Source organism: Rhodovulum sp. DZ06 (genome assembly GCF_050586345.1).
Classification (GTDB): domain Bacteria; phylum Pseudomonadota; class Alphaproteobacteria; order Rhodobacterales; family Rhodobacteraceae; genus JBOCEF01.
Window position 1 is genome coordinate 1 of record NZ_JBOCEF010000051.1, and the last position, 20,996, is coordinate 20,996.

The window sequence follows — 20,996 nt, forward strand, 5'->3', positions numbered from 1 at the left end:
GCGCCTTACCAGGCGGTGTTGGCCTGGACGTCGATGCCGCCCTCGTGCTCGCTCTCGACCGCGCCGAGATTGCCCTGACCCCCTGCACCCCCTTTGTTTCGGGGCTGGGGGGTGTCCGCCGGCTCAGGGGGGACAAGCCCCCATTCGCAGGCGGAGGCGGCTGCGCCGCCGGGGGCGACCCTCGCCGCAAGCGCGGCGGCTGACCGCCGCGCGAGGCGCTTCGCCTGCCGCAAGCGCCCGGCCCGGAGGCGCGGCGCGCGGGGGCGAGCGGGGGGCGCGTCCCCCCCGAGACCCCGCGCACCTGTTCCGGTCAGTCCTCGGGCGTCGGCACGTCGGGCACCGGGCCATAGCTGCGCGGCGCCCCCTCCACCTGCGCGGGCGGGGCGGGGAAGGAGACGGGGCCGTTCGGCGTCTCCACCGTGATCCGGCGCAGGTGGGGATGGCGCGAGAGGCCCTCCATGTCGTTCACGCGGGCGAGCGCGATCCCGGCGGCCAGCAGCGCCGCTTCCGCTTCCTCGACCGACCGCGCGGCGAAAGCGGCGGCGACGGCGGCGTCGGTCTCGGGGCGGTGGGCGACGCGGGCGACATTGGTGGCGAAACGCGGATCCGTGCCCATCGCGGCGTCGCCGAGGAACCCTTCCGCCAGCGCCCGCCATTCCCGGTCCGACTGGATCGAGATCAGGATGGGCGCCCCGTCCGCCGTCTCGAACACGCCATAAGGCGCGATGGAGGGATGGGCGAGGCCGACCCGTTTCGGCGTCTTGCCCCCTTCATGGTTCAGCAGCGGCACGGTCAGCCACTCGGCGATCACGTCGAACATCGAGAGGGTGATCCGCGCGCCCTTGCCGGTGATCCCGCGGGCGATCAGCGCCTCGAGGATCGCGGCATGGGCGGCGGCGCCGGTGGCGATGTCGACGACCGAGACGCCGACCCGCGACGGCTCGGACGGGCCGCCGGTGATCGAACACAGGCCCGATTCCGCCTGGATCAGCAAATCATAGGCCTTGCGGTCGGCCATCGGGCCGCTCTCGCCATAGCCCGAGATGGCGCACTGGACCAGGCGGGGATGGGCGGCCGCCAGCGCCTCGGCGCCGAAGCCCAGCCGCTCCAGCGCGCCGGGCTTGAGGTTCGAGAGCAGCACGTCCGCCCCGGCGATCAGCTCGGCCAGCCTCGCCTTGCCCGAAGGCGTGGCGATGTCGAGCGCCACGCTCTCCTTCCCGCGGTTGAGCCAGACGAAATAGCTCGACTGGCCCGCCGCCACGGCGTCGTAACCGCGGGCGAAATCGCCGCCGGGCCGCTCGATCTTGATCACTCGCGCCCCGGCATCGGCGAGCCTTGCCGAGCAATAGGGCGCGGCGACGGCCTGTTCGACCGCGACGACGGTGAGGCCTTCGAGCGGGCGCGCATTCCCCCCCATCAGAACGACCGCGGCAGGCCGAGCACGTGCTCGGCGACATGGGAGAGGATGAGGTTGGTGGAGATGGGGGCGACCTGGTAGAGGCGCGTCTCGCGGAACTTGCGCTCGACGTCGTATTCGCAGGCGAAGCCGAAGCCGCCATGGAACTGGAGGCAGGCGTTCCCGGCCTCCCAGCTCGCCTTCGCGGCCAGCAGCTTGGCCATGTTGGCCTGGGCGCCGCAGGGGAGGCCCGCGTCGTAGCGCCGGCAGGCCTCGTAGCGCATCAGGGAGGCGGCCTCGATCTCGATATACGCCTCGGCGATCGGGAACTGCACGCCCTGGTTCTGGCCGATCGGGCGGCCGAAGACCTGGCGTTCCTTCACGTAGTCGCAGATCCGCTGGGTGAACCAGTAGCCGTCGCCGATGCACTCGGCCGCGATCAGCGCGCGCTCGGCGTTGAGGCCGGTGAGGATGTATTTGAAGCCCGACCCCTCCTCGCCGATCAGCGCGTCTTCGGGGAGCTCGAGATTGTCGAAGAACAGCTCGTTGGTTTCGTGGTTGACCATGTTGGGGATGGGGCGGACGTCCATCCCGGATTTCATCGCCTGCTTGATGTCCACGAGGAAGATGGACAGGCCCTGGGATTTCTTCTGCACCTCGGAGAGCGGCGTGGTGCGGGCGAGCAGGATCATCAGGTCGGAATGCTGGACGCGGCTGATCCACACCTTCTGGCCGTTGATGACCCAGCGCCCGTCCTTCTTGACGGCGGTGGTCTTGAGCTGGGTGGTGTCGGTGCCGGTGGTGGGTTCCGTCACGCCCATGGACTGGAGGCGCAGCTCGCCGGTGGCGAGCTTCGGGAGGATGGCTTCCTTCTGCGCCTCGGAGCCGTGCCGCACGAGGGTGTTCATGTTGTACATCTGCCCGTGGCAGGCGCCGGAATTGCCGCCGTTGCGGTTGATCTCCTCCATGATCACGCTCGCCTCGGTCAGCCCGAGGCCCGAGCCGCCGTATTCCTCGGGGATCAGCGCGGCCATCCAGCCGGCTTTCGTGAGGGCGTCGACGAAGGCCTCGGGATAGGCGCGCTCGGCGTCGACCTTGCGGTGATACTCGTCCGGGAACTCGGCGCAGAGGGCGCGGATCGCGTCGCGGATGTCCTGGAAGTCATCGGTGTCGTGGTCGAACATCTTGGGGCCTTTCGAGCGTCTGGAGGCGGGCGGCGTGCGTCTGGCGGCGGGCCGGAGCGGGCAGGCTGCGGGGCGCAGGATGCGGCGGCGGCGGGTATAGCGCAAATATGGATTTCGTCTTGGGGGTATCGCGCGGCGCTATGGGGCGGGGCGCTCGACGCGCGCGCCTACGCGCGGGCGCGCGCGCGGCGCAGGCGCGCGGCGCCCCGAAGGGGCAAGGGGAGAGGGTGAGGAGAGGGCGCGGTGCGGGGGGGGCGCGGCTGGACCGGGCGGGACGCGAGGGGGGGCGCCGCGGGACGATTGCGGCGGGTTCCGGGCGCTGCGCTGAACCTGCGCTGAACTCGCGCCGGGTTCTGCGGCGCCTGTATTGACGGGCCCCGCGGTTTCGCGCCAAGAAAGCGGGCCGGTACTGGGGAAGAGGGCGGGACCCCCCGCGGTTCCCCCGAACGCGGCATCGGTATTTCAATTCGGCCGCCCCACGCGGCCCGGGATTTACAGGCCGGGATTTTCAGACGATGGCGGCATTGCGGATACAGGACGCCCAGGTGGCGGCGCTGGCGGCGGAGCGGGCCCCGCGCCTGGCCGCGGGAATCGCCGAGGAGCTGCGGGCGGTGCATCCCGCGCGGCTGGCGCGGTTCGACGAGGCCGCCCTGCTGGCCGCGGTCGGGCGGCTGGCGGCGCGGGCGCAGGCGGACGGGCTGCGCGACCCCTCGGACATCTCGGCCTACGTGGCCGCGGCGCTGCTGGTGGCGCCGAATTTCCCGCTGACCCGCGACTGGCGGCGGGCGGCGGCGGCCTCGGATGGCGGGCGGGGGGCGTTCCTGTCGTTCATGCAGACCGCCCCCGCCGGGTTCTGGGCCCAGGTGGCCATCGCCGATGCGCCGGGCTTCTGGCTGCGCGAGCTGGGGCTTGAGGCGGCGGAGGCCGCGCCCCTGCCGGAGGATGACGGCGCCTTCGCGTGGGAGGGGCGGGACCTCTCGGCCGCGCCGGACGCCGCCACCGATCCGTTCGCGCATCCCGGCGCATCGGGCGGCGAGGGCGGCGCATGACCTGCGCCGTCACCCAGGGCCCCGCCGTCGCCGCGATGTCGGCGGCGGTCACGGCGGCGAAACGCGCCGGGGCCGACGCGCTGCCCGTCCAGCCCTGCGAGGGGTGCGGGCCGACCGACATGCTGGTCGGAACCGCCGAGAAGGCGATGCTGCAGGCGGTGATCTGCTGCTGCCGCACGGCGGCCTACAAGCAGATGTGCGTGAAGGACACGCTGGACGCCGCCGACACGCTGCTGGGCCATCGCAGCCGCTACAAGGCCGAGGTCAGCTATGACATGACCAAGCGCCCGCCCGCGCCGCTGATGCACCGGGTGGGAGGCGTCGACACCACGCAGCGGTCGACCCACTGGCAGTCGCGGGCCTGGGAGATCCCCGGCTACCGCCCCGGCAAGGGCATGGTGCGCCGCCCGGACGTGGTGATCTCCGCCGACCCGACGCTGCCGCCGACCCAGGACAACATCGACCGGGTGGTGGAGATCAAGTTCGGGAACGACCGGCCCGGCGAGGGGCAGATCCCGGCCTATGAGCGGATCGCAGGCTCGCCCGACAAGCTCGACCAGATGTCGGACGCGAGCTGCCCGGACGAGGATGGCGAGCCGGTTCCCGTGCCGGTCCCGGTGACCGCCCCGGCGACGGAGCCGGAGCGCGACATTCCCTGGGGCGAGATCGGGGCGGTGACGCTGCTGGGCGTCGCCACGGTGGCGCTGGCGCTGGTGCCGTTCGACGGCCCGGCGGGCGAGGCGGTGGCCGGCGCGGCCTTCGCGGCGCGGCTGGGGCGGCTTCTGGCCCCCGCCGCCGCCGCGGGCATGTAAGCTGGACCCGGCGGCGTCGGGGATGACGCCGCGGGGGATGAGGATGCCGCGGAAGACGATGCTGCGGATGATGATGCTGCGGATGATGATGCCGGGGGCGCTGCCGATGACGACGCCGAGGAGGGCGCGATGACGGATGAGAACGGGCGGGGCGCGGACATGGAGCTGTCCGCCCTCGACGCGCTGAAGATCGAGACCGGGGGCGGCGAGCCGCCGCTGCGCATCGGCCTCGAGATCGCGCTGGACATGGCGCCGGGGCGCGACCCGGCGCAGACCGGGGCGCTGGCGCAGGCGGTGGACCGCTTCGTGGCGCGCTTCGGCGCGGGCCTCGCCTGGGGCGACCCGAGCGAAGGGGGGCGCCCGGTGCCGCTGACCGACGCGGTGAAGACCGGCCTCGGGGACTGGATCCGCGGGGGCGATCCGTCCTCGCCGCAGGTGCTGCACCTGTTCGGGGGCGAGGCGGGGCTGCCGCCGCACCCGCTGCATCTCCGCCTGTTCCGGGACGCGGACTGGATGCCCGACGGCGCCTGCCGCCTGATCCTGGGGATCCCGGTCTCGGCGCTGGAGGCCCTGCCGCCGGGCGCGTTCCTCGAGGAGGTCTGCACGCTGACCGCGGACCTGTCGCCGATCTCGGGCGGCGCCGGGCTGGCGCTGCTGGCCGATCCGCAGACCTACGGGCTGGCCGAGGTGCAGCCGGTGCTGATCGCGGCGCTGCGGCGGTTCCCGGGGCTGGATTTCAACCCCTCGGTGCTGCACGGGCTGACCGGCGGGGTGAAGCGGGTGAACTGGCTGACCGTGCTGACGGCGGAGGAGGCGGCGCAGCTTCCCGCCGCGCTGCCCGCGCCGCTGGTCCTGCACCGCTGCGGGGCGGGGGGCGTGCTGCAGGCGGGCCCGGCGCCGCAGCTCGGCGACGCCGAGGCGGGCCTGCGCCCCGAGCCCTATCACGTCGCGGGCAAGCTGCTGGCGCCGATGCGCGACCAGGGGATCAAGTCGGTGTTCCGGGCGATCTCGGGCGGCGACGCCGCGGCGCTGTCGCAGGAGTGGCTGGCGGCTTTCGACTGAGGCCCCGGCGCCGGACCCGGCCCCGGGCGCCGGGGGACGCTGCGCCCCCGGCGCCGCTTGCGCGGCGGGGGGCGGGCGGGGCAGCATGGGTGCGCGCCCCAGCGCCGGGGCGCGCCGCCGGGGGCCCTTGCGCCATGCTCGATCTCTTCTCCGACCGCACCTATGCCAAGCTTTTCGCCGCGCAGCTGGTCTCGCTGCTCGGGGCCGGGATCGCGTCCATCGCGCTGGCCTTGAAGGCGTTCGACCTGGCCGGGGACCGGGCCGGGATCGCGCTGGGAACCATTCTGACCATCAAGATGATCGCCTACGTGTTCCTCGCCCCCGTGGCGGGGGCGCTGGCCGAGCGGCTGCCGCGGCGGGCGATGCTGGCAGCGCTGGACGCCTGGCGGGCGGGCTGCGCGCTGCTGCTGCCCTTCGCGGACGAGATGTGGGAGGTTTACGCGCTGATCTTCGCGCTGCAGGCCGGGTCCGCGGCCTTCACCCCGGCCTTCCAGGCGACGATCCCGGACGTTCTGCCGGACGAGGCGCGCTACACCCGCGCGCTCTCGCTCTCGCGGCTGGCCTATGACCTCGAGAACATCGTCTCGCCGCTGCTGGCGGGGATCCTGCTGGCGCTGATCAGCGCCGACGCGCTGTTCTTCGGCACGGCGCTGGGGTTTGCAGGGTCGGGCGCGCTGGTGCTGGCCTGCGCGCTGCCGCGGCCCGGGGCGGGGGCCGAGGGGGAGGCGGGCGAGGCGCCGCGGCAGGCGCCGTTCCGCGTGCGGCTGACGCGCGGGGTGCGGATCTACCTCGCCACGCCGCGGCTGCGCGGGCTGCTGGCGGTGAACATGGCGGCGGCGGCGACGGGGGCGATGGTGCTGATCAACACCGCCCCCATCGTGCGCGGCGTGCTGGGGATGGACGAGCAGGCGGTGGCCTGGGCGCTGGGGGCGTTCGGCACGGGCTCGATGGTCGCGGCGCTGGCGCTGCCGCGGGTGCTGGAGCGGGTCGGGGACCGGCCGGTGATGCTGCTGGGCGGCGGGCTGGCGGTGGCGGCCTTGTTGGGCTGCGCCGGGGCCTCGGGGCTTGGAGGCGGCGCGCCGGGATGGGCGGCGCTGCTGGCGCTGTGGGGGCTGGTCGGGGTCGGGTACTCGGCCGCGCTGACGCCCTCGGGGCGGCTCCTGCGCCGCTCGGGCCATCCCGCCGACCGCCCGGCGCTGTTCGCGGCGCAGTTCGCGCTGTCCCATGCCTGCTGGCTGCTGGCCTATCCGCTCTCGGGCTGGCTGATGACCGAGGCGGGGGCGGGCGCGGCGGCGCTGGTCCTGGCGGGGCTGGGCGTCGCGGGGCTGGGCGTCGCGCTGGCCGTGTGGCCCGCGGGCGACCCGGACGAGCCGGAGCACGAGCACCCCGAGCTGCCGCCGGACCATCCGCACCTGAGGGCGCATGGGCGCGGCGCGCATCACCACCATCCTGTCATCATCGACCACCTGCACCCGCACTGGCCCGAGAAGCGGCATTGAGGGGGCGCCGCCGCCCCGGCGCAGATCCCGCGTGACCCGGCGCGCGCGGCGCGGCTAGGCTGCGCGTCTGCGCTGCGACCAGGGAGGGATGCGGGATGGCGACGGAAGACATGTGCGGGTTCCTGGGGCTGGGCCAGATGGGGGCGCCGATGGCGCTGAACCTGTCGCGGGTCCGCCCGGTTCTGGCCTTCGACCCGGCGGCGCCGGCGGTCGAGGGGCTCGAGGTGGCGGGCTCGGCCCGGGAGCTGGCCGGGGCGCGGGTGCTGGTGCTGTCGCTGCCGAACGGCAAGGTGGTGGAGGCGGCGCTGTTCGGGGAGGGGGGCCTCGCGCCGCTGCTGCCCGAGGGGGCGCTGGTGATCGACACCTCGACCGCCGGGCATGACGAGACGCTGGAGATCGCCGCGAAGGCCCGCGCGATGGGGCTGCGCTTCGTCGACGCCCCGGTCTCGGGGATGCAAAGACGGGCCGAGGACGGCACGCTGACCGCCATGTGCGGCGGCGCCGCGGCGGATGTGGCGGAGGCGCGCCCGCTGCTCGAGACGATGGCGTCGAAGGTGCTGCACATGGGCGACGTGGGCGCGGGGCAGCTGACCAAGCTGGTCAACCAGCTTCTGTTCGACATCAACGCCGCCGCGCTGGCCGAGGTGCTGCCGATGGCGGTGCATCTCGGGCTGAACCCCGAGCAGGTGGGGCAGGTGGTCAATTCCGGCACCGGGCGCAGCTATGCGTCGGAGTTCTTCATTCCCAACATCCTGAAGGGCGAGTTCGGCCAGGGCTATCCGCTGGAGGCCGCCTACAAGGACCTGGTGGCCGGGGCGGCGCTGTCGGCGAAGGGGACCATCCCGATGCCGGTGCTGGCGGCGGCGACGGCGACCTATCAGCAGGCGCTGCGGGCGGGCCATGGCGCCAAGGACAAGGGCGCGATGATCCTGCCGGCGGAAGAGGCGCTGGGGGTGAAGTTCCGCGCGAAGGACTGAGGGGCGCGGGTTGAGGCGCGCGGCTTGAGTTGCGCGGGTTGAGGGGCGCGCCGGGCGGCGGCGCAGCCGTCCGCCTGCGGCCGTGAGGCGGGGGCGAAGCCCCCTCCGAGCGGGCGCATCCGCCCCTGGCATGGGCCCGGGCGAAACGAAACCGGGCGAAACGAAACCGGGCGGGCGGCATCACGCCGCCCGCCCGGGGGGATCCGAAGGTTGGGGTCCTCGGAAATTCCGGGCGCCCCGGGGAACGAGGCGCCGGGATCAGGCGGCGGCGGCCTCGGCGGCCAGCTCCTTCGCCGCGTCCTTCATCAGGTGCGCAAGATGCGGGGCGAAGCTGCGCCAGATGTCCATGCGGAACGCCTCCGGCCCGTCGCGCCACAGGGTCACCGTCGCGCCGTCGAACAGGGTCCGGCGGCAGGTGCCCTCGCCGACCTGGTCGATGTCGCGCGGGCAGCCGAAGGCCAGCAGCTCGGGGGCCGCGGGGCCCTCGATGCGCAGCACGTCCTCGCGGCCCGAGATGTCGACCAGCGAATGCGGCGCCTCGACCGCGGCGCAGGCCGCGATCGCCTCGGCGACGCGCGCGGCGTCCCCGAGCAGCACCCACTCGTCGGGGCCGAGCTTCGCGGCCTCGAGGCCGGCTTCTTCCGTGCGGGCGGCGATGTCCGCGGGCAGGGTCAGCCCCAGCGCCTTTTCAAGCGCGGGGATGGCGGCCTCGCGCGCCCGCAGCGACAGGCGCCCCGGGGCCGGGTCCACGGTGATGCGCAGGGCCGCGTTGTCGACCATCACGCCGCGGGAGAGGGGGGAGAGAGACATGTGCAGGGCCTCCTCAGGCGATCTTCAGGCGCGTGTTGTCGGGATCGAAGAAGATCGGGGACACGATCTTCGCCTCGATGGTGCGGTCGGGCATCGGGATGTGGACCGTCTCGCCCATCTTGTCATGCCCGCCCGCGACGACGGCGAGGGCGATGGGATGGCCCACCGCGTCGCTGTCATAGGAGGACGTGACGTGGCCGACCATGGTCATCGGCAGGGGCTGGTTGGGGTCGAACACGATCTGCGCGCCTTCCTCCAGCTTGGAGCCGTCGAGGGTCTTGAGGCCCACGAGGTGCTTGCGCCCCTTCGCGGTCAGGTCGGGGCGGGCGAGGCCGCGCATCCCGACGAAATCGCGCTTCTTCTTGGCCACGGCCCAGCCGATCCCGGCGTCGAAGGGGGTCACGGTGCCGTCGGTGTCCTGGCCGACGATGATGTAGCCCTTCTCGGCGCGCAGGACGTGCATGGTCTCGGTGCCGTAGGCGACGGCGTGGTACTTCTCGCCCGCCTTCCACAGCGTCTCCCACAGCTCCTTGCCGCGCGGCCCGGGGACGTTGATCTCGAAACCGATCTCGCCGGTGAAGGAGACGCGGAACAGGCGCGCGGGGATGCCCGCGACGGTGCATTCCACGCAGGACATGTGGGGGAAGGCTTCCTCGGTCAGCTCGACGCCTTCCACGAAGGGGGCGAGGAGTTTCGCGGCGTTCGGGCCCTGCACGGCGACCACGGACCACTGTTCGGTGGTCGAGGTCAGCCAGACGTCGAGGTCCGGCCACTCGGTCTGGAGGTAATCCTCCATCATGTTCAGGACGCGCGCGGCGCCGCCGGTGGTGGTGGTGACGTGGAAGCGATCCTCGGCCATGCGGCCGATGACGCCGTCGTCGCGGATATAGCCGTCATCGCCGAGCAGCAGGCCGTAGCGGCACTTGCCGACGCCGAGCTTCTTCCACGGGTTGGTGTACATCCGCTCCATGAACTCGACCGCGTCCGGGCCGACCACCTCGATCTTGCCGAGGGTGGAGGCGTCGAACAGGCCCACCGAGGAGCGCACCGCGCGGCACTCGCGGCCCACGGCGGCGTCCATGTCCTCGCCCCCGAGGGGGAAGTACCGGGCGCGGCGCCACTGGCCGACGGGCTCGAACACGGCGCCATGGGCCTCGGCCCAGGGGTCGATATTCGTCTTGCGGGTGACCTCGAAGCCCTCGCCGCGGTGATGGCCCGCGAAGGCGCCGAAGGTGGTGGGGGTGTAGGGCGGGCGGAAGGTGGTCAGGCCGACCTGCTTGGGCGCACGGCCGAGCGCGTCCGAGGCGATGTTCAGGCCGTTGATGTTGGACATCTTGCCCTGGTCGGTGGCCATGCCGTTGGTGGTGTAGCGCTTCACGTGCTCGATCGAGCGCATCCCCTCGCGCACCGCCAGCCGCAGGTCCTTGGCGGTGACGTCGTTCTGGTAGTCGACGAAGGCCTTGGCCTTGCCGGGGGAGAGGTCGGTCGGCAGCTCCTTGAAGGAAACGCCGGAGCCGGTGCGGTCGGCCTCGACCCCGAAGGCGCGCGGCTCGGCGTCCTGGCCGAGCTCGGCCAGCGAGCGCGCGGCGGCGGCGGCGCCGTCGCTCATCGCCGCGCCCACGCCCCACAGCCCGCGGGAGGCGCCGGCGATCTCGCAATCCTCGGGGGTCTTCTCGGGGACATAGGTGGTCAGGTCCTCGGACCAGGCCAGCGAGCCCTTGGTGTGGGAGAAGAGGTGCAGCGACGGAGTCCAGCCGCCCGACATCAGCACCGCGTCGCACGCGATGGTGTGCGGCGCGCCGACATTGCCCTTCAGCGACAGGCGGTTCACGCGCAGGGATTTGACCCGCAGGCGGCCCTTGGTGCCGGAGGCGGTGTGCCCGGCGAGGACCTTGATCTTGCGCTTCTCGGCCGCGTTCATGAGGTGCGCGGGGGGCTCGTGCCGCAGGTCGACGATGGCCTGCACCTGGGCGCCCGCGTCCTGCATGTCGAAGGCCGCGAACCAGGCGCTGTCATGCGAGGTGAGGATGACCGGCTTCTTGCCCACCAGCACGCCGTAGCGGTTGAGGAAGGTCTGGGCCGAGCCCGCCAGCATCACGCCGGGGCGGTCGTTGCCGTCGAACACAAGCGGCTTTTCGAGCGCGCCCTGGGCCAGCACCACGCGCTTGGCGCGCACGCGCCACAGGCGTTCGCGCGGCAGGTCCTTGGGCAGCTCGTCGAGGTGATCGGTCAGCTTCTCGACCATGCCGATCATGTTCTGGTGGTAATAGCCGATGGCGGTGGTGCGGGTCATGACCCGCACGCCGCCCGCGCGCAGCTTGTCCATGGTCGCGGCCAGCCAGTCCCAGGCCGGAACGCCGTCGATCACCGCCTGCGGCTCGGACAGCAGGGCGCCGCCCGCCTCGGGGTTCTCGTCGACGATCACGACCTTGAGGCCGCGGTCCATGGCCGTGAGCGCGGCGGCGAGGCCGGTGGGCCCGGCGCCGACGATCAAGAGGTCGCAATGCATGTTGCGCGAGGAGTATTTGTCCGGGTCTTCCTCGGTCGGCGAGACGCCGAGGCCCGCGGCGGCGCGGATGAACGGCTCATACACCTTGTCCCAGAAGGACTTCGGCCACATGAAGGTCTTGTAGTAGAACCCGGCCGAGAACAGCATGTAGGCGGCGTCGTTCACCGCGCCCACGTCGAATTTCAGCGACGGGTACTTGTTCTGCGACGTGGTCTCGAGGTTGGCGCGGACCTCCTGCACGGTGGCGCGCGTGTTCGGCTCGAACCGGCCCGGGCCGCGGCGCACGCCGATCAGCGCGTTGGGTTCTTCCGAGCCCGCGGTGACGGGGCCGCGGGGGCGGTGATACTTGAACGAGCGGCCCATCAGGACCTGCCCCTGGGCGATCAGCGCCGAGGCGACGGTGTCGCCCGGGTGGCCCTTCACGGGCAGGCCGTCGAAGGTGAACTCGATGGTGCGGGTGGTGTCGATCCGGCCGCGGCCGGCAACGCGGTAAGAGCTCATCTCGGCGTCACTCCGAAGCGGCTTCGGGGCGCGCGGCGCCCGCGGGATAGGTGGTCAGGAACTGGTCGGAGACCGTGTCGCGCAGCGCGTTGAAGAAGCGCCCGCAGCCGTGGATGTGCCGCCAGCGTTCCGCGTGGACGCCCTTGGGGTTGGAGCGGATGAAGAGGAACTTCTCCCACTCGGCGTCCGAGACCTCGGAGGGGGTCTCGGGGCGGACGATGTGGGCCTCGCCGGCATAGGCGAATTCCATCTCCGGCAGGGTCTCGGCGCAGTAGGGGCAATGGATCAGGAGCATTGTCGGGGACTCCTCAGTGCGAGAATTTGAACGCGCGCATGTCAGTGCGCGACGGCGGCGGCGGCCGCTTCGTCGATCAGGCGGCCGGTGCGGAACCGCTCCAGCGTGAAGGGGGCGTTGATCGGGTGCGGTTCGTCCTTCGCGATGGTCCAGGCGAAGGTGTGGGCGGCGCCGGGGGTGGCCTTGAAGCCGCCGGTGCCCCAGCCGCAGTTGACATAGAGGCCCTTGACCGGGGTTTTCCCGAGGATGGCCGAGCGGTCGGGGGTGACGTCGACGATGCCGCCCCATTTGCGCAGCATCCGCATGCGGTTGAAGATCGGGAAGATCTCGACGATCGCGGCCACGGTGTGCTCGATCAGCGGCAGGCCGCCGCGCTGGGAGTAGGAGGTGTACTGGTCGGTGCCCGACCCGATCACCAGCTCGCCCTTGTCGGACTGCGAGATATAGGCGTGCACCGCGTTGGACATCACCACGCAGGGGAAGATCGGCTTGATCGGTTCCGACACCAGCGCCTGCAGCGGGTAGGATTCCAGCGGCAGCTGCACGTCGGCGGTCTGCATGACGACCGAGGTGTGGCCGGCGGCGGAGACGGCGACCTTCTTGGCCTTGATGAAGCCTTTCGCCGTCTCGACGCCCATCACCGCGCCGTCGGGGCCGCGGCGGATCGCGGTGACGGGGCAGTTCTGGATGATGTCCACGCCGCGCGAGGAGGCCGAGCGCGCATAGCCCCAGGCCACCGCGTCATGGCGCGCGGTGCCCGCGCGCTTCTGCAGCGCGCCGCCCATGACGGGCTGGCGGGCGTTGGGGGAGATGGAGAGCGGCGGGCAGTACTCCTTGCACTCCTCCGGGGTCAGCCACTGGTTGTCCACGCCGTTGAGGCGGTTGGAATGCACGTGGCGCTTGAAGGACTGCACGTCATGGACGTTATGGGCGAGCATGAGCACGCCGCGGTTCGAGTACATGACGTTGTAGTTGAGGTCCTGCGACAGGTCCTGCCACAGGTCGCAGGCGTGGTCGTAGAGGCGCGCGGATTCGTCATAGAGGTAGTTCGAGCGGATGATGGTGGTGTTCCGCCCGGTGTTGCCGCCGCCGAGCCAGCCCTTGTCGATCACCGCCACGTTGGTGATGCCGTGCTGTTTCGCGAGGTAATGGGCGGCCCCGAGGCCATGCCCGCCGGCGCCGACGATGACCACGTCGTATTCGGCCTTGGGTTCGGCCTCGGGCCATTGCTCGGTCCAGTTCTTGTGGCCGGTCGCGGCATGGCGGAGCAGGTTCAGGGCATTGAAGCGCGTCATCGGCGGGCCTCGCGGAAAGAGGGGAGGTGATCTTTCCTTCGCTACCGCGGTATGGGCCGACTCGGCTGGACAATTGCGACGCCTCGCCTGAACATTCACGACATGGCCCCATTTCCTTTCCGCCGCCTGTCGGTGGCGTTCCTGCTGGCCGACCGGTTCACGCTGTCGGCCTTCGCGAATTTCGTCGACGTGCTGCGGCTTGCGGCGGACGAGGCGGACCGCTCGCGCCCGATCTTCTGCGAATGGTCGGTGCTGTCGCCGGACATGGGGCCGGTGGCGTCGTCCTGCGGGGTGAAGGTGCAGCCGGACCGGCGGCTGGGGCGCGCGGGGCGGTATGACTACCTGGTGGTGGTCGGCGGGCTGATCGGCGACGGCGCGGCGCTGCCGGAGGAGAGCCTGCGGTTCCTGCGCGAGCAGGCGGCGCAGGGCGTGCCGCTGGTGGGGCTTTGCACCGGGGTGTTCATCCTGCAGGGGCAGGGCTTGCTGGAGGGGCGGCGCGCCTGCGTGAGCTGGTTCCACCGGCAGGATTTCCTGGACCGGTTCGAGGCGGAGCAGATCGTGTCCGACCAGATCTTCGTTGTGGACCGGGACCGGCTGACCTGCTCGGGCGGGCACGGGGCGGCGCATCTCGCGGCCTTCCTGGTGGAGCGGCACGTGGGCGCGAGCGCGGCGGTGAAAAGCCTCAACATCATGATGATCGACGGGGCGATGGCGGGGGATCGGCCGCAGCCGGGGGGCGCGACGGCGCGCAGCCCGCGCGATGCGCTGGTGAAGAAGGCGATCCTGCGGATGCAGCAGAACGTGGAGCACCCGCGCGGGATCGACGAGCTGGCGGCGGAGCTGGGGGTGGGGCGCCGGAGCCTCGAGCGGCGGTTTGCGAAGGATGTCGGGGAGAGCCCGTCGAAGGTCTACCTGGAGCTGCGGCTGGAGCGGGCCTTCGCGCGGCTGGCGGACAGTTCGGACAGCGTGACGGAGGTGGCGCTGGCGACGGGGTTCTGCGATGCGCCGCACCTGGCGCGGGTGATGAAGGCCGAGCGGGGGATGACGCCGGGGGAGTTCCGGCGCGCCCGGGCGCAGGAGCGGGAGGAGGCGCCCCCGGTCGGGGTGCTCGCGCCGCCGGGGCTGGGCGGGGGGTAGGGTTAACTTCTATAGATGCTTTGCGAGGCGGTCGTTCTGCTGGAGCACAATCTCAAACTTTTGAAATGCAGGTCGCGCGGTTCTTAAGACGCACTCCGCGGAGTCGCTGATAGCTTTTTTGAGTGCTTCGCTTGTTTTTTTGTCTTTGGGTTCGTAGTTGGGGCCTAGAATTACCTCTCTTAACTTCAGGCTTGAGGAAAATGGCAGAAATTTCAAACTACCTCTTTCCTGAGTGTCGTACTCGCTGAGTTTGAAGATGACCCTCCACTCAGACTCGTAGCTCCAATGAAGAAATTTAGTGCACATTAGATCGCGAAGATCAGTGTTGCCTGGGTGCAAGAGCGCTTCATTGAGCTGCTCGAGTGATATTTCGGTTCTTTCAGCCCGATATTTGACCTGAGTCAGTTCCTGCATGCCGACTTCGATGCCCAGGCATATTCCCTTATAGCCCTCAGCGTAATGACTCCACATTACGGGGTTTTTTCTGTTGTTGCAGAGCGAAATCATCCCATAAAAACGTGACACTTCTCGGCGCCAGTCTTGGATTTTGCTCCGAACCTCTTTGTCCTTTGTGTTTATCGAGGCAAGTTCAAAGGGGTCATTCGTTGCGCCTAATTCCGAGATTTTCAGTCTTCTGTTTAAGATCGCTTCCCGTCCGTACTCGGCGGGATAGTATTTATACAGGAGCATCATAAACTCTCATCGCCATCTGCTTGCCGCTCTATTGCCGCCGCCCCTCAGCCCGGGGCGCCCCAGACCTGGAACGCGGCCCAGTAATGCGGGTGCGCGAAGCGCGGATCGCCCGCCACCGCCCGCTGCGCCCGGGCCAGCGCGCCGCGCGGATCCTGCGCCGCGCCCTCGGCGTAGAACCGCTCCATCAACGCCCGCGTGGCGGCGTCGTTCACCTTCCACAGGCTCGCCGTCACCGCGTCCGCCCCGGCGAAGAGGAAGCCGCGGGTCAGCCCCACCACGTCGTCGCCCGAGCGCACGTCCCCGAGCCCCGTCTCGCAGGCCGAGAGGGTCACGAGGCGGGCCGAGAGCGGCAGGTCGTAGATCTCGGAGGCCGTGAGCGTGCCATCCTGCCCGCCCCCCGGCGCCAGCAGCAGCGCCGAGTTCAGCGGGTCGGCCGCGTCGAACACCCCGTGCGAGGCGAGGTGCAGCACCCCGGCGCGCGGGGCGCGGGCGCGCACCGCCGCCTCGGTCGCGGCCCCGCGCAGCAGCGGCGCCCCGGCCCCGAGGCGCATCGCCACCGCCCGCGCCTCGGCCTCGGCCCCCGGCAGCGGGCCCTCGGGGCGGCGGATGTCGGGATTGCCGAGCACCAGCGCCCCGTCGCCGCGCGCGCCCCCGAGATAGCCGAGGGTCGAGAGGCTGGGCAGCACCGCGGCTTCATGCGTCGCCGCCAGCGGCCCGTCCGCGCCGGAGAGCGTGGCCCAGGGCAGGTAGTGCAGGAAGCCGTGCGGCACGATCCAGAGGCGCTTCGCCGAGGCCGCCTCGGCGAAGGGCGCCACGAGGCGGGCGTGCAGCGCCCGCGCCGGGGTCTTCCAGCCCGAGCCGCTGCGGCTCTGCCAGACCGAGGAGAGGAGCGCGTCCGCCTCGGCGTCGAGCCCGGCGGCCGAAAGGCGCCTGGCCGTCACCCGCCCGTCCTTCACCGCGAAGCCGAACAGGTCGCTTCCGCGGCGCCAGTAGACCAGCGCCGCCTCGCCGCGCGGGACCTGGCGGGTGAGGTCGGCGGCGGTCAGCGCCGGGGCGGCGATCAGCGGGGCGAGGCGCGGCGCGCCTTCCTCGAGCGCGGCGCGGGCGGGGGCGACCGCCTCGGCCAGCGGCACGCCGGCCTCGGCGGCGCGGGCGCGGGCGGCCTCCACCTCGGCCTCGTAGCGCGCGAGGGCGGCGTCGGCGCCGGGCCCGGCGGCGGCGAAGCTGCGCTTGCCCGCCAGCAGGTCGACGAGGGCGCGGGCCTTGGCGCGCTCGGCCCAGGCCAGCGCCTCGGGGGCGCGGCCGGTGTCGACGAGGGCGCCGATCAGGTCGGCGTGAAGGTCGGCGTGGTCGCCGCCGCCGAAGGTCAGGCGCGCTTCCTCGCCGGCCAGGCTGCGGCGCTGCGCGGCCACCACCTCGGCGGCGCGCGACAGGTCGGGGATCGCGCCCGCGCGGTCGCCGCGGGCCAGCGCGATCCGCGCCCGGCCATGCAGCGCGCGCCACAGCACGTCGGCGTCGCCTTCCACCCGGCGGTCCGAGAGGATGGCGTCGAAGCTCGCCTTCGCGGCGTCCATGTTCCCGGCCTCGAGATCCGCGATGCCGAGGGTCAGCTTCTCCTGCTGTTCCTGCTGGAACCACATGCCCTCGGTCGAGACCCCGGTGACGATGGACCCGGCGATCATCAGCGGGTTGAGCTGCGACAGGACCCGGGCGACCTCGGCCCCCGCCCCGACGCCGTCGAGCGCGGCGCGGGCCTGCTGCGGGCGCCTGGCGGCGAGGTGGATCTGGGCGACGGCGCGGGCGCGCAGCCCGGCCTTGTCGTTGAGGTCCATCAGGTCGCCGACCTGCATCGCCTCGAGCGCGGCGATGCGCGCGTCGGCGGCGGCGATGTCGCCGCGGCGGGCCTCGAGCATCCCCAGCACCCGGCGCGCGTCGATGAGCGCGAGGGTCTGCGCCTCGTCCATGTCGATGTCCGGGTCGCCGTCGTCGAGCAGCATGAAGGTCCCGGTCTCGGCGGCCGCGAGCGCGGTTTCGGCGTGGCGATAGGCCTTGTCGGCCTGGCCGCGGCCGAGGGCGGCCTCGGCCTCCATCATCTCGATCGAGGCGGTGGACCAGTTGGCGCTGAAGGAGAGCCCGTCGCGCCAGCTGGCGCCGCCGGGCGTGTCGGAGATGGCGAGGTGGCCGTCATTGCGGGTCATGCGGGTGCGCATCTCGGCCGCGCAGGCGTCGTAGCGGTCGAAGCGCCCGGTCTGCTGGAGGGCCTTGCACATGGGCGCGAGGTCGTTGTCCCCGGCGCGGGAGAAATCGGCGGCCATGGCGATCTGGGCGGCCTTCTGCACGTCGCCCGAGGAGAAGGCGCGCTGGGTCGGCGTGCAGGCGGCCAGCAGCGCGAGGGCCGAGGCGGAGGCGAGGGCGGCGAGGCGGCGCAGGGCCTTGGCGGTCGGGGCGCTGGGGGTCATGCGGTCTCCGGGTCTGGGCCAGGGTCAGGGTCTCGGTCGGGGTCTCGGTCGGGGGAAAGGATGTTAGACGCGCCCGCCGCGCGCGGTCCAGCCCGGCGGGGCCGGGGATGTGCGCGCAATTCGAGCGGGTTCGGCCCGCGGCGGGCGCCGCGGGGGCGGGCGCGGGGTCGGGGGGGGGCGGCGGGGCCTTTGAAGGGCGGGCCTCGATGCACGGGTCCTTGAAGCGCGGGCCTCGATGCACGGGTCCTTGAAGCGCGGGCCCTTGATGCACGGGTCCTTGATGCACGGGTCGTTGAAGCACGGGGTTGTGAGGGACGGGCGCTGGACAGCGCCCGCCGGGGCGCGATCCTTGGGGGATGCAGACACGCCGCCATGTCCTGACCTCCGCCGCCGCCGCCGTCATCACCGCGGGCGCCGCCGGGGCCGCCGCCCTCTCGGCCCCCACCCCGGTTCCCGCCCTTGCGCGCGCCGCGCCGCGCGAGCTGCGGGCCGCCATCGCCGGGCTCGACCAGCTTCATTCCCTGCAGGTGATGCGCGGGGCGGAGGTGGTCTTCGCCGAGGCCCCGCGGGGCCCGGGGCTGGACCGGCTCGCCAACATCAAGTCCTGTTCGAAAAGCGTCGTGGCGCTGCTCCTGGGGGCGGCGCTGGACCGGGGCGACGTCGCCTCGGTCGACGTCACGCTGGCCGAGGCCGCGCCGCGCATCCTGCCGCGGAACGCCACGCCGGGGGCGGGGGAGATCACGCTCGAAGACCTCGTGACCCTGCGCGCGGGGCTGGAGCGCACGTCCGGGGCCAATTACGGCGGCTGGGTCAGCTCGCGCAACTGGCTGGCCGATGCGCTGAGCCGCCCGATGGTGGCGCGGCCGGGGGGGCGGATGCTGTATTCCACCGGCTCGACCCATATCCTCGGGGCCGCGCTGGCCGAGGCGACGGGCAAGAGCCTGCTGGCCCAGGCGCGGGAGCGGCTGGGGGATCCGCTGGGGATCGAGATCCCGCCCTGGACGCGCGACCCGCAGGGCTATTACCTCGGGGGCAACGAGATGGCGCTGACCCCGACCGCGATGCTGCGGATCGCGGCGCTGCTGCGCGATGGCGGGCGGTATGGCGGGGAGCAGGTGATCTCCGCGGCCTGGATGGCGGAATCGCTGCGGGCGCGGGCGCGCTCGCCCTGGTCTGGGCTGTCCTATGGCTATGGCTGGTTCCTGAGCCGGTCGGGCTGGGCGCTGGGGCGCGGCTATGGCGGCCAGATCATCGCGGCGCATTCGGGGCGGGGGCTGGCGGTCGCGATCACGTCCGATCCGACGCGGCCGGCGCGATCCGGCGGGTATTTCAGCGACCTGATGGGGCTGCTGGAAGGGCCGGTGATGGAGATGGGAGCGGCCTGAGCGCCGCGCCCGCCGGCGGTTTCACGACGGGGCGAGCGTGATCGCCATGTCGCCCTGGATGCTGGTCAGCCAGTCCGAGTCCGGGTCCTGCACGGCTTCGAGGTAGTCGGCCGCGGCCTCGTGGAAGCAGTTGTCGGCCAGCACCAGCGCGCCGGGGGCGAGCTTCGGCGCCATCAGCTTCAGCACCGGCAGGTAGGCGCTTTTCCAGCCGTCGAGGAACAGCAGGTCCACCGGGCCGGGCAGGTCCCGCAGCGTCTCGCGCGCGTCGCCTTCAAGCAGGGTGACGACGCCCTCCAGCCCCGCCTCGGCGAAGACGGCGCGCAGGGCGCGGCACTTGTCCGGGTGCACCTCGGTGGTCCAGAGGGCGCCGCCATTGGCGCGGGCGGCCTCGGCCAGGTAGATGGCGCTGATGCCGAAGGAGGCGCCGAATTCCACGATCCGCCGCGCCGTCGTCGCCCGCGCGATCATGTGGAGGAACCGCCCCTCCTCCGGCGAGACGCCGAGGTAGAATTCCCCGAGCCGCACCAGCGCGCCGCCGCCCCCGCCCGCGGGGTCGGGGGCGGCGCCGGTGCGGGCCTCCCACCGCGCGCGGTCGCCTGCCGCCTCGGCATGGAGGCGGGAGAGGACGGCTTGCGCGGCGGGGGAGACGGGTGCGGGCATGGCGGGGATCCTTTGGGCAGGCGTGGGGTCAGGCGGCGGCGCGGAGCCAGTCCTCGGCGAAGGCGACCTCGGACAGGCCGGTGAAGCGGCGCAGGCGCTCGAGTTCGGCCTCGAGGGCCTTGATGCGGCCCGCGCCCATGCGCACGCCCGGTTCCGGCCAGAAGGCGCGGACGGCGAGGGTCTCGCCGTCGCGTTTCGCGTCGATCCGGCCCACGGCGCGGTCGCCCTGGAAGACGGGGAAGACGTAGTAGCCGTATCTGCGCTTCGCCTCGGGCACGAAGATCTCGATCCGGTAGTGAAAGCCGAACAGCCGTTCCGCCCGCGCGCGGTCGCGCAGCGCCGGGTCGAAGGGGGAGAGGATGCGGACGCGGTTGGACGGCTCGGGGAGCGACGCGGCCTCGTCCAGCGCACCGGGGGCGGCGAGGCAGGGGCGCAGGGCGCCGTCGGCCATCTCCACCTCGACCGGCACGGCGCGGCCCGAGGCGAGGGCGGCCGCGGCCCAGGCCTTCGCCTCGGCCGGCGTCGCGATGTCGAAGAAGGCGGCGAGCTCGCCATGGGTGGCGAAGCCGAGGCGGGCGAGGGCGGCGGAAAGGGCGCGGTCCAGCGCCTCGTCCTCGGCCATCACGGCAGTGCGGTGTTCGTCGGGGATGACCCGTTCGGAGAGGTCATAGACCTTGCGGAACCCCTCGCGCCGCGCGACGGCGAGGCGGCCGGAGCGCCACAGGAATTCGAGCGCGGTCTTGGACGGGTGCCAGTCCCACCAGCCTTGCGAATTCTTCTTCTCGTCCTTGCCGAGATCGGAGGAGGAGGTGCCGCCATGCGCCTCGACATGGGCCAGCACGGCGTCGAGCTCGGCGTGCCAGCCCTCGCGGCGCCAGGCGGACCAGCGGGCGCGCATCCGGGCCTCGTCCCGGGCGAATTTGAGGCGCCAGAGGGGGTAGGCGTCCATCGGGATGACCGAGGCGTCATGGGTCCAGTGCTCGAACGCCGCGCGGTCGCGGGCGACGTGGCGCTGGAGGGCCTCGGGGCGGTAGCGGCCGCGGCGGGACCAGAGGATCAGGTCATGGGCGCGGGCGAGGGTGTTGACGCTGTCGACCTGCACGAAGCCGAGCCCATCGAGGAGCGCCGAGAGGTCCGCCCCCCGCGCCGGGCCCCCTTCGGGGCGCAGCAGCAGGTGGCGGGAGAGGAACAGCCGCCGGGCGCGGGGGTTGGACAGGATCGCGGTCATGGGGCGGGAGCATAGCGCCGCCGCGGGCGAAGTGGGAAGAAATCG

At 72.3% G+C, this 20,996-nt stretch carries 17 protein-coding genes; 7 read left to right on the forward strand and 10 right to left on the reverse strand.

Features of this window, described 5'->3' with window-relative positions; translation table 11 throughout:
- Nucleotides 1-310: 310 nt before the first annotated feature.
- Both ACQ5SO_RS18000 and ACQ5SO_RS18005 read right to left on the reverse strand, forming a co-directional pair.
- On the reverse strand, nucleotides 311-1,417 hold the full coding sequence (locus tag ACQ5SO_RS18000; protein ID WP_430943024.1) for a CaiB/BaiF CoA transferase family protein: 1,107 nt from the start codon (nucleotides 1,415-1,417) through the stop codon (nucleotides 311-313).
- Nucleotides 1,417-2,580 (reverse strand): acyl-CoA dehydrogenase family protein, encoded by a 1,164-nt coding sequence (locus tag ACQ5SO_RS18005; protein ID WP_430943025.1) that lies wholly within the window; start codon nucleotides 2,578-2,580, stop codon nucleotides 1,417-1,419. Before ACQ5SO_RS18005 ends, ACQ5SO_RS18000 begins: the two co-directional genes overlap by 1 nt.
- 524 nt (nucleotides 2,581-3,104) lie before the next feature.
- On the opposite strand from ACQ5SO_RS18005, the gene ACQ5SO_RS18010 reads away from it, so the two are divergent.
- From ACQ5SO_RS18010 to ACQ5SO_RS18030, 5 genes are all read left to right on the forward strand, one after another.
- A complete protein-coding gene (locus tag ACQ5SO_RS18010) occupies nucleotides 3,105-3,629 on the forward strand; it encodes a hypothetical protein (protein ID WP_430943026.1) in 525 nt (174 codons plus the stop codon).
- A complete protein-coding gene (locus ACQ5SO_RS18015; RefSeq protein WP_430943027.1) occupies nucleotides 3,626-4,441 on the forward strand; it encodes a VRR-NUC domain-containing protein in 816 nt (271 codons plus the stop codon). The genes ACQ5SO_RS18010 and ACQ5SO_RS18015 overlap by 4 nt, the downstream gene beginning before the upstream one ends.
- Nucleotides 4,442-4,570: 129 nt before the next feature.
- Nucleotides 4,571-5,503 carry a type VI immunity family protein gene (locus ACQ5SO_RS18020; protein ID WP_430943028.1) on the forward strand — a complete coding sequence of 311 codons (933 nt, stop codon included), beginning with the start codon at nucleotides 4,571-4,573 and terminating at the stop codon, nucleotides 5,501-5,503.
- A 134-nt stretch (nucleotides 5,504-5,637) separates the two neighbouring features.
- Nucleotides 5,638-7,002 (forward strand): MFS transporter, encoded by a 1,365-nt coding sequence (locus ACQ5SO_RS18025; RefSeq protein ID WP_430943029.1) that lies wholly within the window; start codon nucleotides 5,638-5,640, stop codon nucleotides 7,000-7,002.
- Between the two features lie 95 nt (nucleotides 7,003-7,097).
- A complete protein-coding gene (locus ACQ5SO_RS18030) occupies nucleotides 7,098-7,979 on the forward strand; it encodes an NAD(P)-dependent oxidoreductase (protein WP_430943030.1) in 882 nt (293 codons plus the stop codon).
- Between the two features lie 258 nt (nucleotides 7,980-8,237).
- On the opposite strand, the gene ACQ5SO_RS18035 is transcribed toward ACQ5SO_RS18030, so the two are convergent.
- From ACQ5SO_RS18035 to ACQ5SO_RS18050, 4 genes are read right to left on the reverse strand one after another with little or no spacing between them, the layout of a single operon-like run.
- Entirely contained in the window at nucleotides 8,238-8,789 is a 552-nt protein-coding gene (locus ACQ5SO_RS18035; protein ID WP_430943031.1) for a sarcosine oxidase subunit gamma, read from the reverse strand.
- Between the two features lie 13 nt (nucleotides 8,790-8,802).
- On the reverse strand, nucleotides 8,803-11,799 hold the full coding sequence (locus ACQ5SO_RS18040) for a sarcosine oxidase subunit alpha (protein ID WP_430943032.1): 2,997 nt from the start codon (nucleotides 11,797-11,799) through the stop codon (nucleotides 8,803-8,805).
- Nucleotides 11,800-11,806: 7 nt separating this feature from the next.
- A complete protein-coding gene (locus ACQ5SO_RS18045; protein ID WP_430943033.1) occupies nucleotides 11,807-12,094 on the reverse strand; it encodes a sarcosine oxidase subunit delta in 288 nt (95 codons plus the stop codon).
- A 41-nt stretch (nucleotides 12,095-12,135) separates the two neighbouring features.
- Nucleotides 12,136-13,389 (reverse strand): sarcosine oxidase subunit beta family protein, encoded by a 1,254-nt coding sequence (locus ACQ5SO_RS18050; protein WP_430943034.1) that lies wholly within the window; start codon nucleotides 13,387-13,389, stop codon nucleotides 12,136-12,138.
- Between the two features lie 102 nt (nucleotides 13,390-13,491).
- Between ACQ5SO_RS18050 and ACQ5SO_RS18055 the strand changes: the two genes are divergently transcribed.
- Nucleotides 13,492-14,526, forward strand: coding sequence for a GlxA family transcriptional regulator (locus ACQ5SO_RS18055; protein WP_430943035.1), 1,035 nt, complete (start codon nucleotides 13,492-13,494; stop codon nucleotides 14,524-14,526).
- Between the two features lie 9 nt (nucleotides 14,527-14,535).
- Here ACQ5SO_RS18055 and ACQ5SO_RS18060 read toward each other — a convergent pair whose 3' ends face one another.
- Both ACQ5SO_RS18060 and ACQ5SO_RS18065 read right to left on the reverse strand, forming a co-directional pair.
- Nucleotides 14,536-15,219, reverse strand: coding sequence for a DUF2971 domain-containing protein (locus tag ACQ5SO_RS18060; protein WP_430943036.1), 684 nt, complete (start codon nucleotides 15,217-15,219; stop codon nucleotides 14,536-14,538).
- A 44-nt stretch (nucleotides 15,220-15,263) separates the two neighbouring features.
- Nucleotides 15,264-17,678: a CHAT domain-containing protein gene (locus tag ACQ5SO_RS18065; RefSeq protein WP_430943037.1), complete on the reverse strand. Its 2,415-nt coding sequence runs from the start codon at nucleotides 17,676-17,678 to the stop codon at nucleotides 15,264-15,266.
- Between the two features lie 356 nt (nucleotides 17,679-18,034).
- Here ACQ5SO_RS18065 and ACQ5SO_RS18070 point away from each other — a divergent pair, with 356 nt between their 5' ends.
- Nucleotides 18,035-19,063, forward strand: a complete 1,029-nt coding sequence (locus ACQ5SO_RS18070; protein ID WP_430943038.1) for a serine hydrolase domain-containing protein — start codon at nucleotides 18,035-18,037, stop codon at nucleotides 19,061-19,063.
- A 21-nt stretch (nucleotides 19,064-19,084) separates the two neighbouring features.
- Here the strand turns inward: ACQ5SO_RS18070 and ACQ5SO_RS18075 are convergent, their stop codons facing one another.
- Together ACQ5SO_RS18075 and ACQ5SO_RS18080 are read right to left on the reverse strand one after the other, a co-directional pair.
- Complete coding sequence (locus ACQ5SO_RS18075; RefSeq protein ID WP_430943039.1) at nucleotides 19,085-19,723, reverse strand: O-methyltransferase; 639 nt, start codon at nucleotides 19,721-19,723, stop codon at nucleotides 19,085-19,087.
- Nucleotides 19,724-19,751: 28 nt separating this feature from the next.
- The gene (locus tag ACQ5SO_RS18080; RefSeq protein WP_430943040.1) at nucleotides 19,752-20,951 is read right to left on the reverse strand and encodes a winged helix-turn-helix domain-containing protein; all 1,200 of its coding nucleotides are present in this window, start codon (nucleotides 20,949-20,951) and stop codon (nucleotides 19,752-19,754) included.
- Nucleotides 20,952-20,996: the final 45 nt, after the last annotated feature.

Excerpts from the sequence above, each read along its gene's own strand:
- ACQ5SO_RS18000 (WP_430943024.1), bottom strand. The coding sequence starts at position 1,417 with ATGGGGGGGAATGCGCGCCCGCTCGAAGGCCTCACCGTCGTCGCGGTC.
- ACQ5SO_RS18005 (WP_430943025.1), bottom strand. The coding sequence starts at position 2,580 with ATGTTCGACCACGACACCGATGACTTCCAGGACATCCGCGACGCGATC.
- ACQ5SO_RS18015 (WP_430943027.1), top strand. The coding sequence starts at position 3,626 with ATGACCTGCGCCGTCACCCAGGGCCCCGCCGTCGCCGCGATGTCGGCG.
- ACQ5SO_RS18020 (WP_430943028.1), top strand. The coding sequence starts at position 4,571 with ATGACGGATGAGAACGGGCGGGGCGCGGACATGGAGCTGTCCGCCCTC.
- ACQ5SO_RS18025 (WP_430943029.1), top strand. The coding sequence starts at position 5,638 with ATGCTCGATCTCTTCTCCGACCGCACCTATGCCAAGCTTTTCGCCGCG.
- ACQ5SO_RS18030 (WP_430943030.1), top strand. The coding sequence starts at position 7,098 with ATGGCGACGGAAGACATGTGCGGGTTCCTGGGGCTGGGCCAGATGGGG.
- ACQ5SO_RS18035 (WP_430943031.1), bottom strand. The coding sequence starts at position 8,789 with ATGTCTCTCTCCCCCCTCTCCCGCGGCGTGATGGTCGACAACGCGGCC.
- ACQ5SO_RS18040 (WP_430943032.1), bottom strand. The coding sequence starts at position 11,799 with ATGAGCTCTTACCGCGTTGCCGGCCGCGGCCGGATCGACACCACCCGC.
- ACQ5SO_RS18045 (WP_430943033.1), bottom strand. The coding sequence starts at position 12,094 with ATGCTCCTGATCCATTGCCCCTACTGCGCCGAGACCCTGCCGGAGATG.
- ACQ5SO_RS18050 (WP_430943034.1), bottom strand. The coding sequence starts at position 13,389 with ATGACGCGCTTCAATGCCCTGAACCTGCTCCGCCATGCCGCGACCGGC.
- ACQ5SO_RS18055 (WP_430943035.1), top strand. The coding sequence starts at position 13,492 with ATGGCCCCATTTCCTTTCCGCCGCCTGTCGGTGGCGTTCCTGCTGGCC.
- ACQ5SO_RS18060 (WP_430943036.1), bottom strand. The coding sequence starts at position 15,219 with ATGATGCTCCTGTATAAATACTATCCCGCCGAGTACGGACGGGAAGCG.
- ACQ5SO_RS18065 (WP_430943037.1), bottom strand. The coding sequence starts at position 17,678 with ATGACCCCCAGCGCCCCGACCGCCAAGGCCCTGCGCCGCCTCGCCGCC.
- ACQ5SO_RS18070 (WP_430943038.1), top strand. The coding sequence starts at position 18,035 with ATGCAGACACGCCGCCATGTCCTGACCTCCGCCGCCGCCGCCGTCATC.
- ACQ5SO_RS18075 (WP_430943039.1), bottom strand. The coding sequence starts at position 19,723 with ATGCCCGCACCCGTCTCCCCCGCCGCGCAAGCCGTCCTCTCCCGCCTC.
- ACQ5SO_RS18080 (WP_430943040.1), bottom strand. The coding sequence starts at position 20,951 with ATGACCGCGATCCTGTCCAACCCCCGCGCCCGGCGGCTGTTCCTCTCC.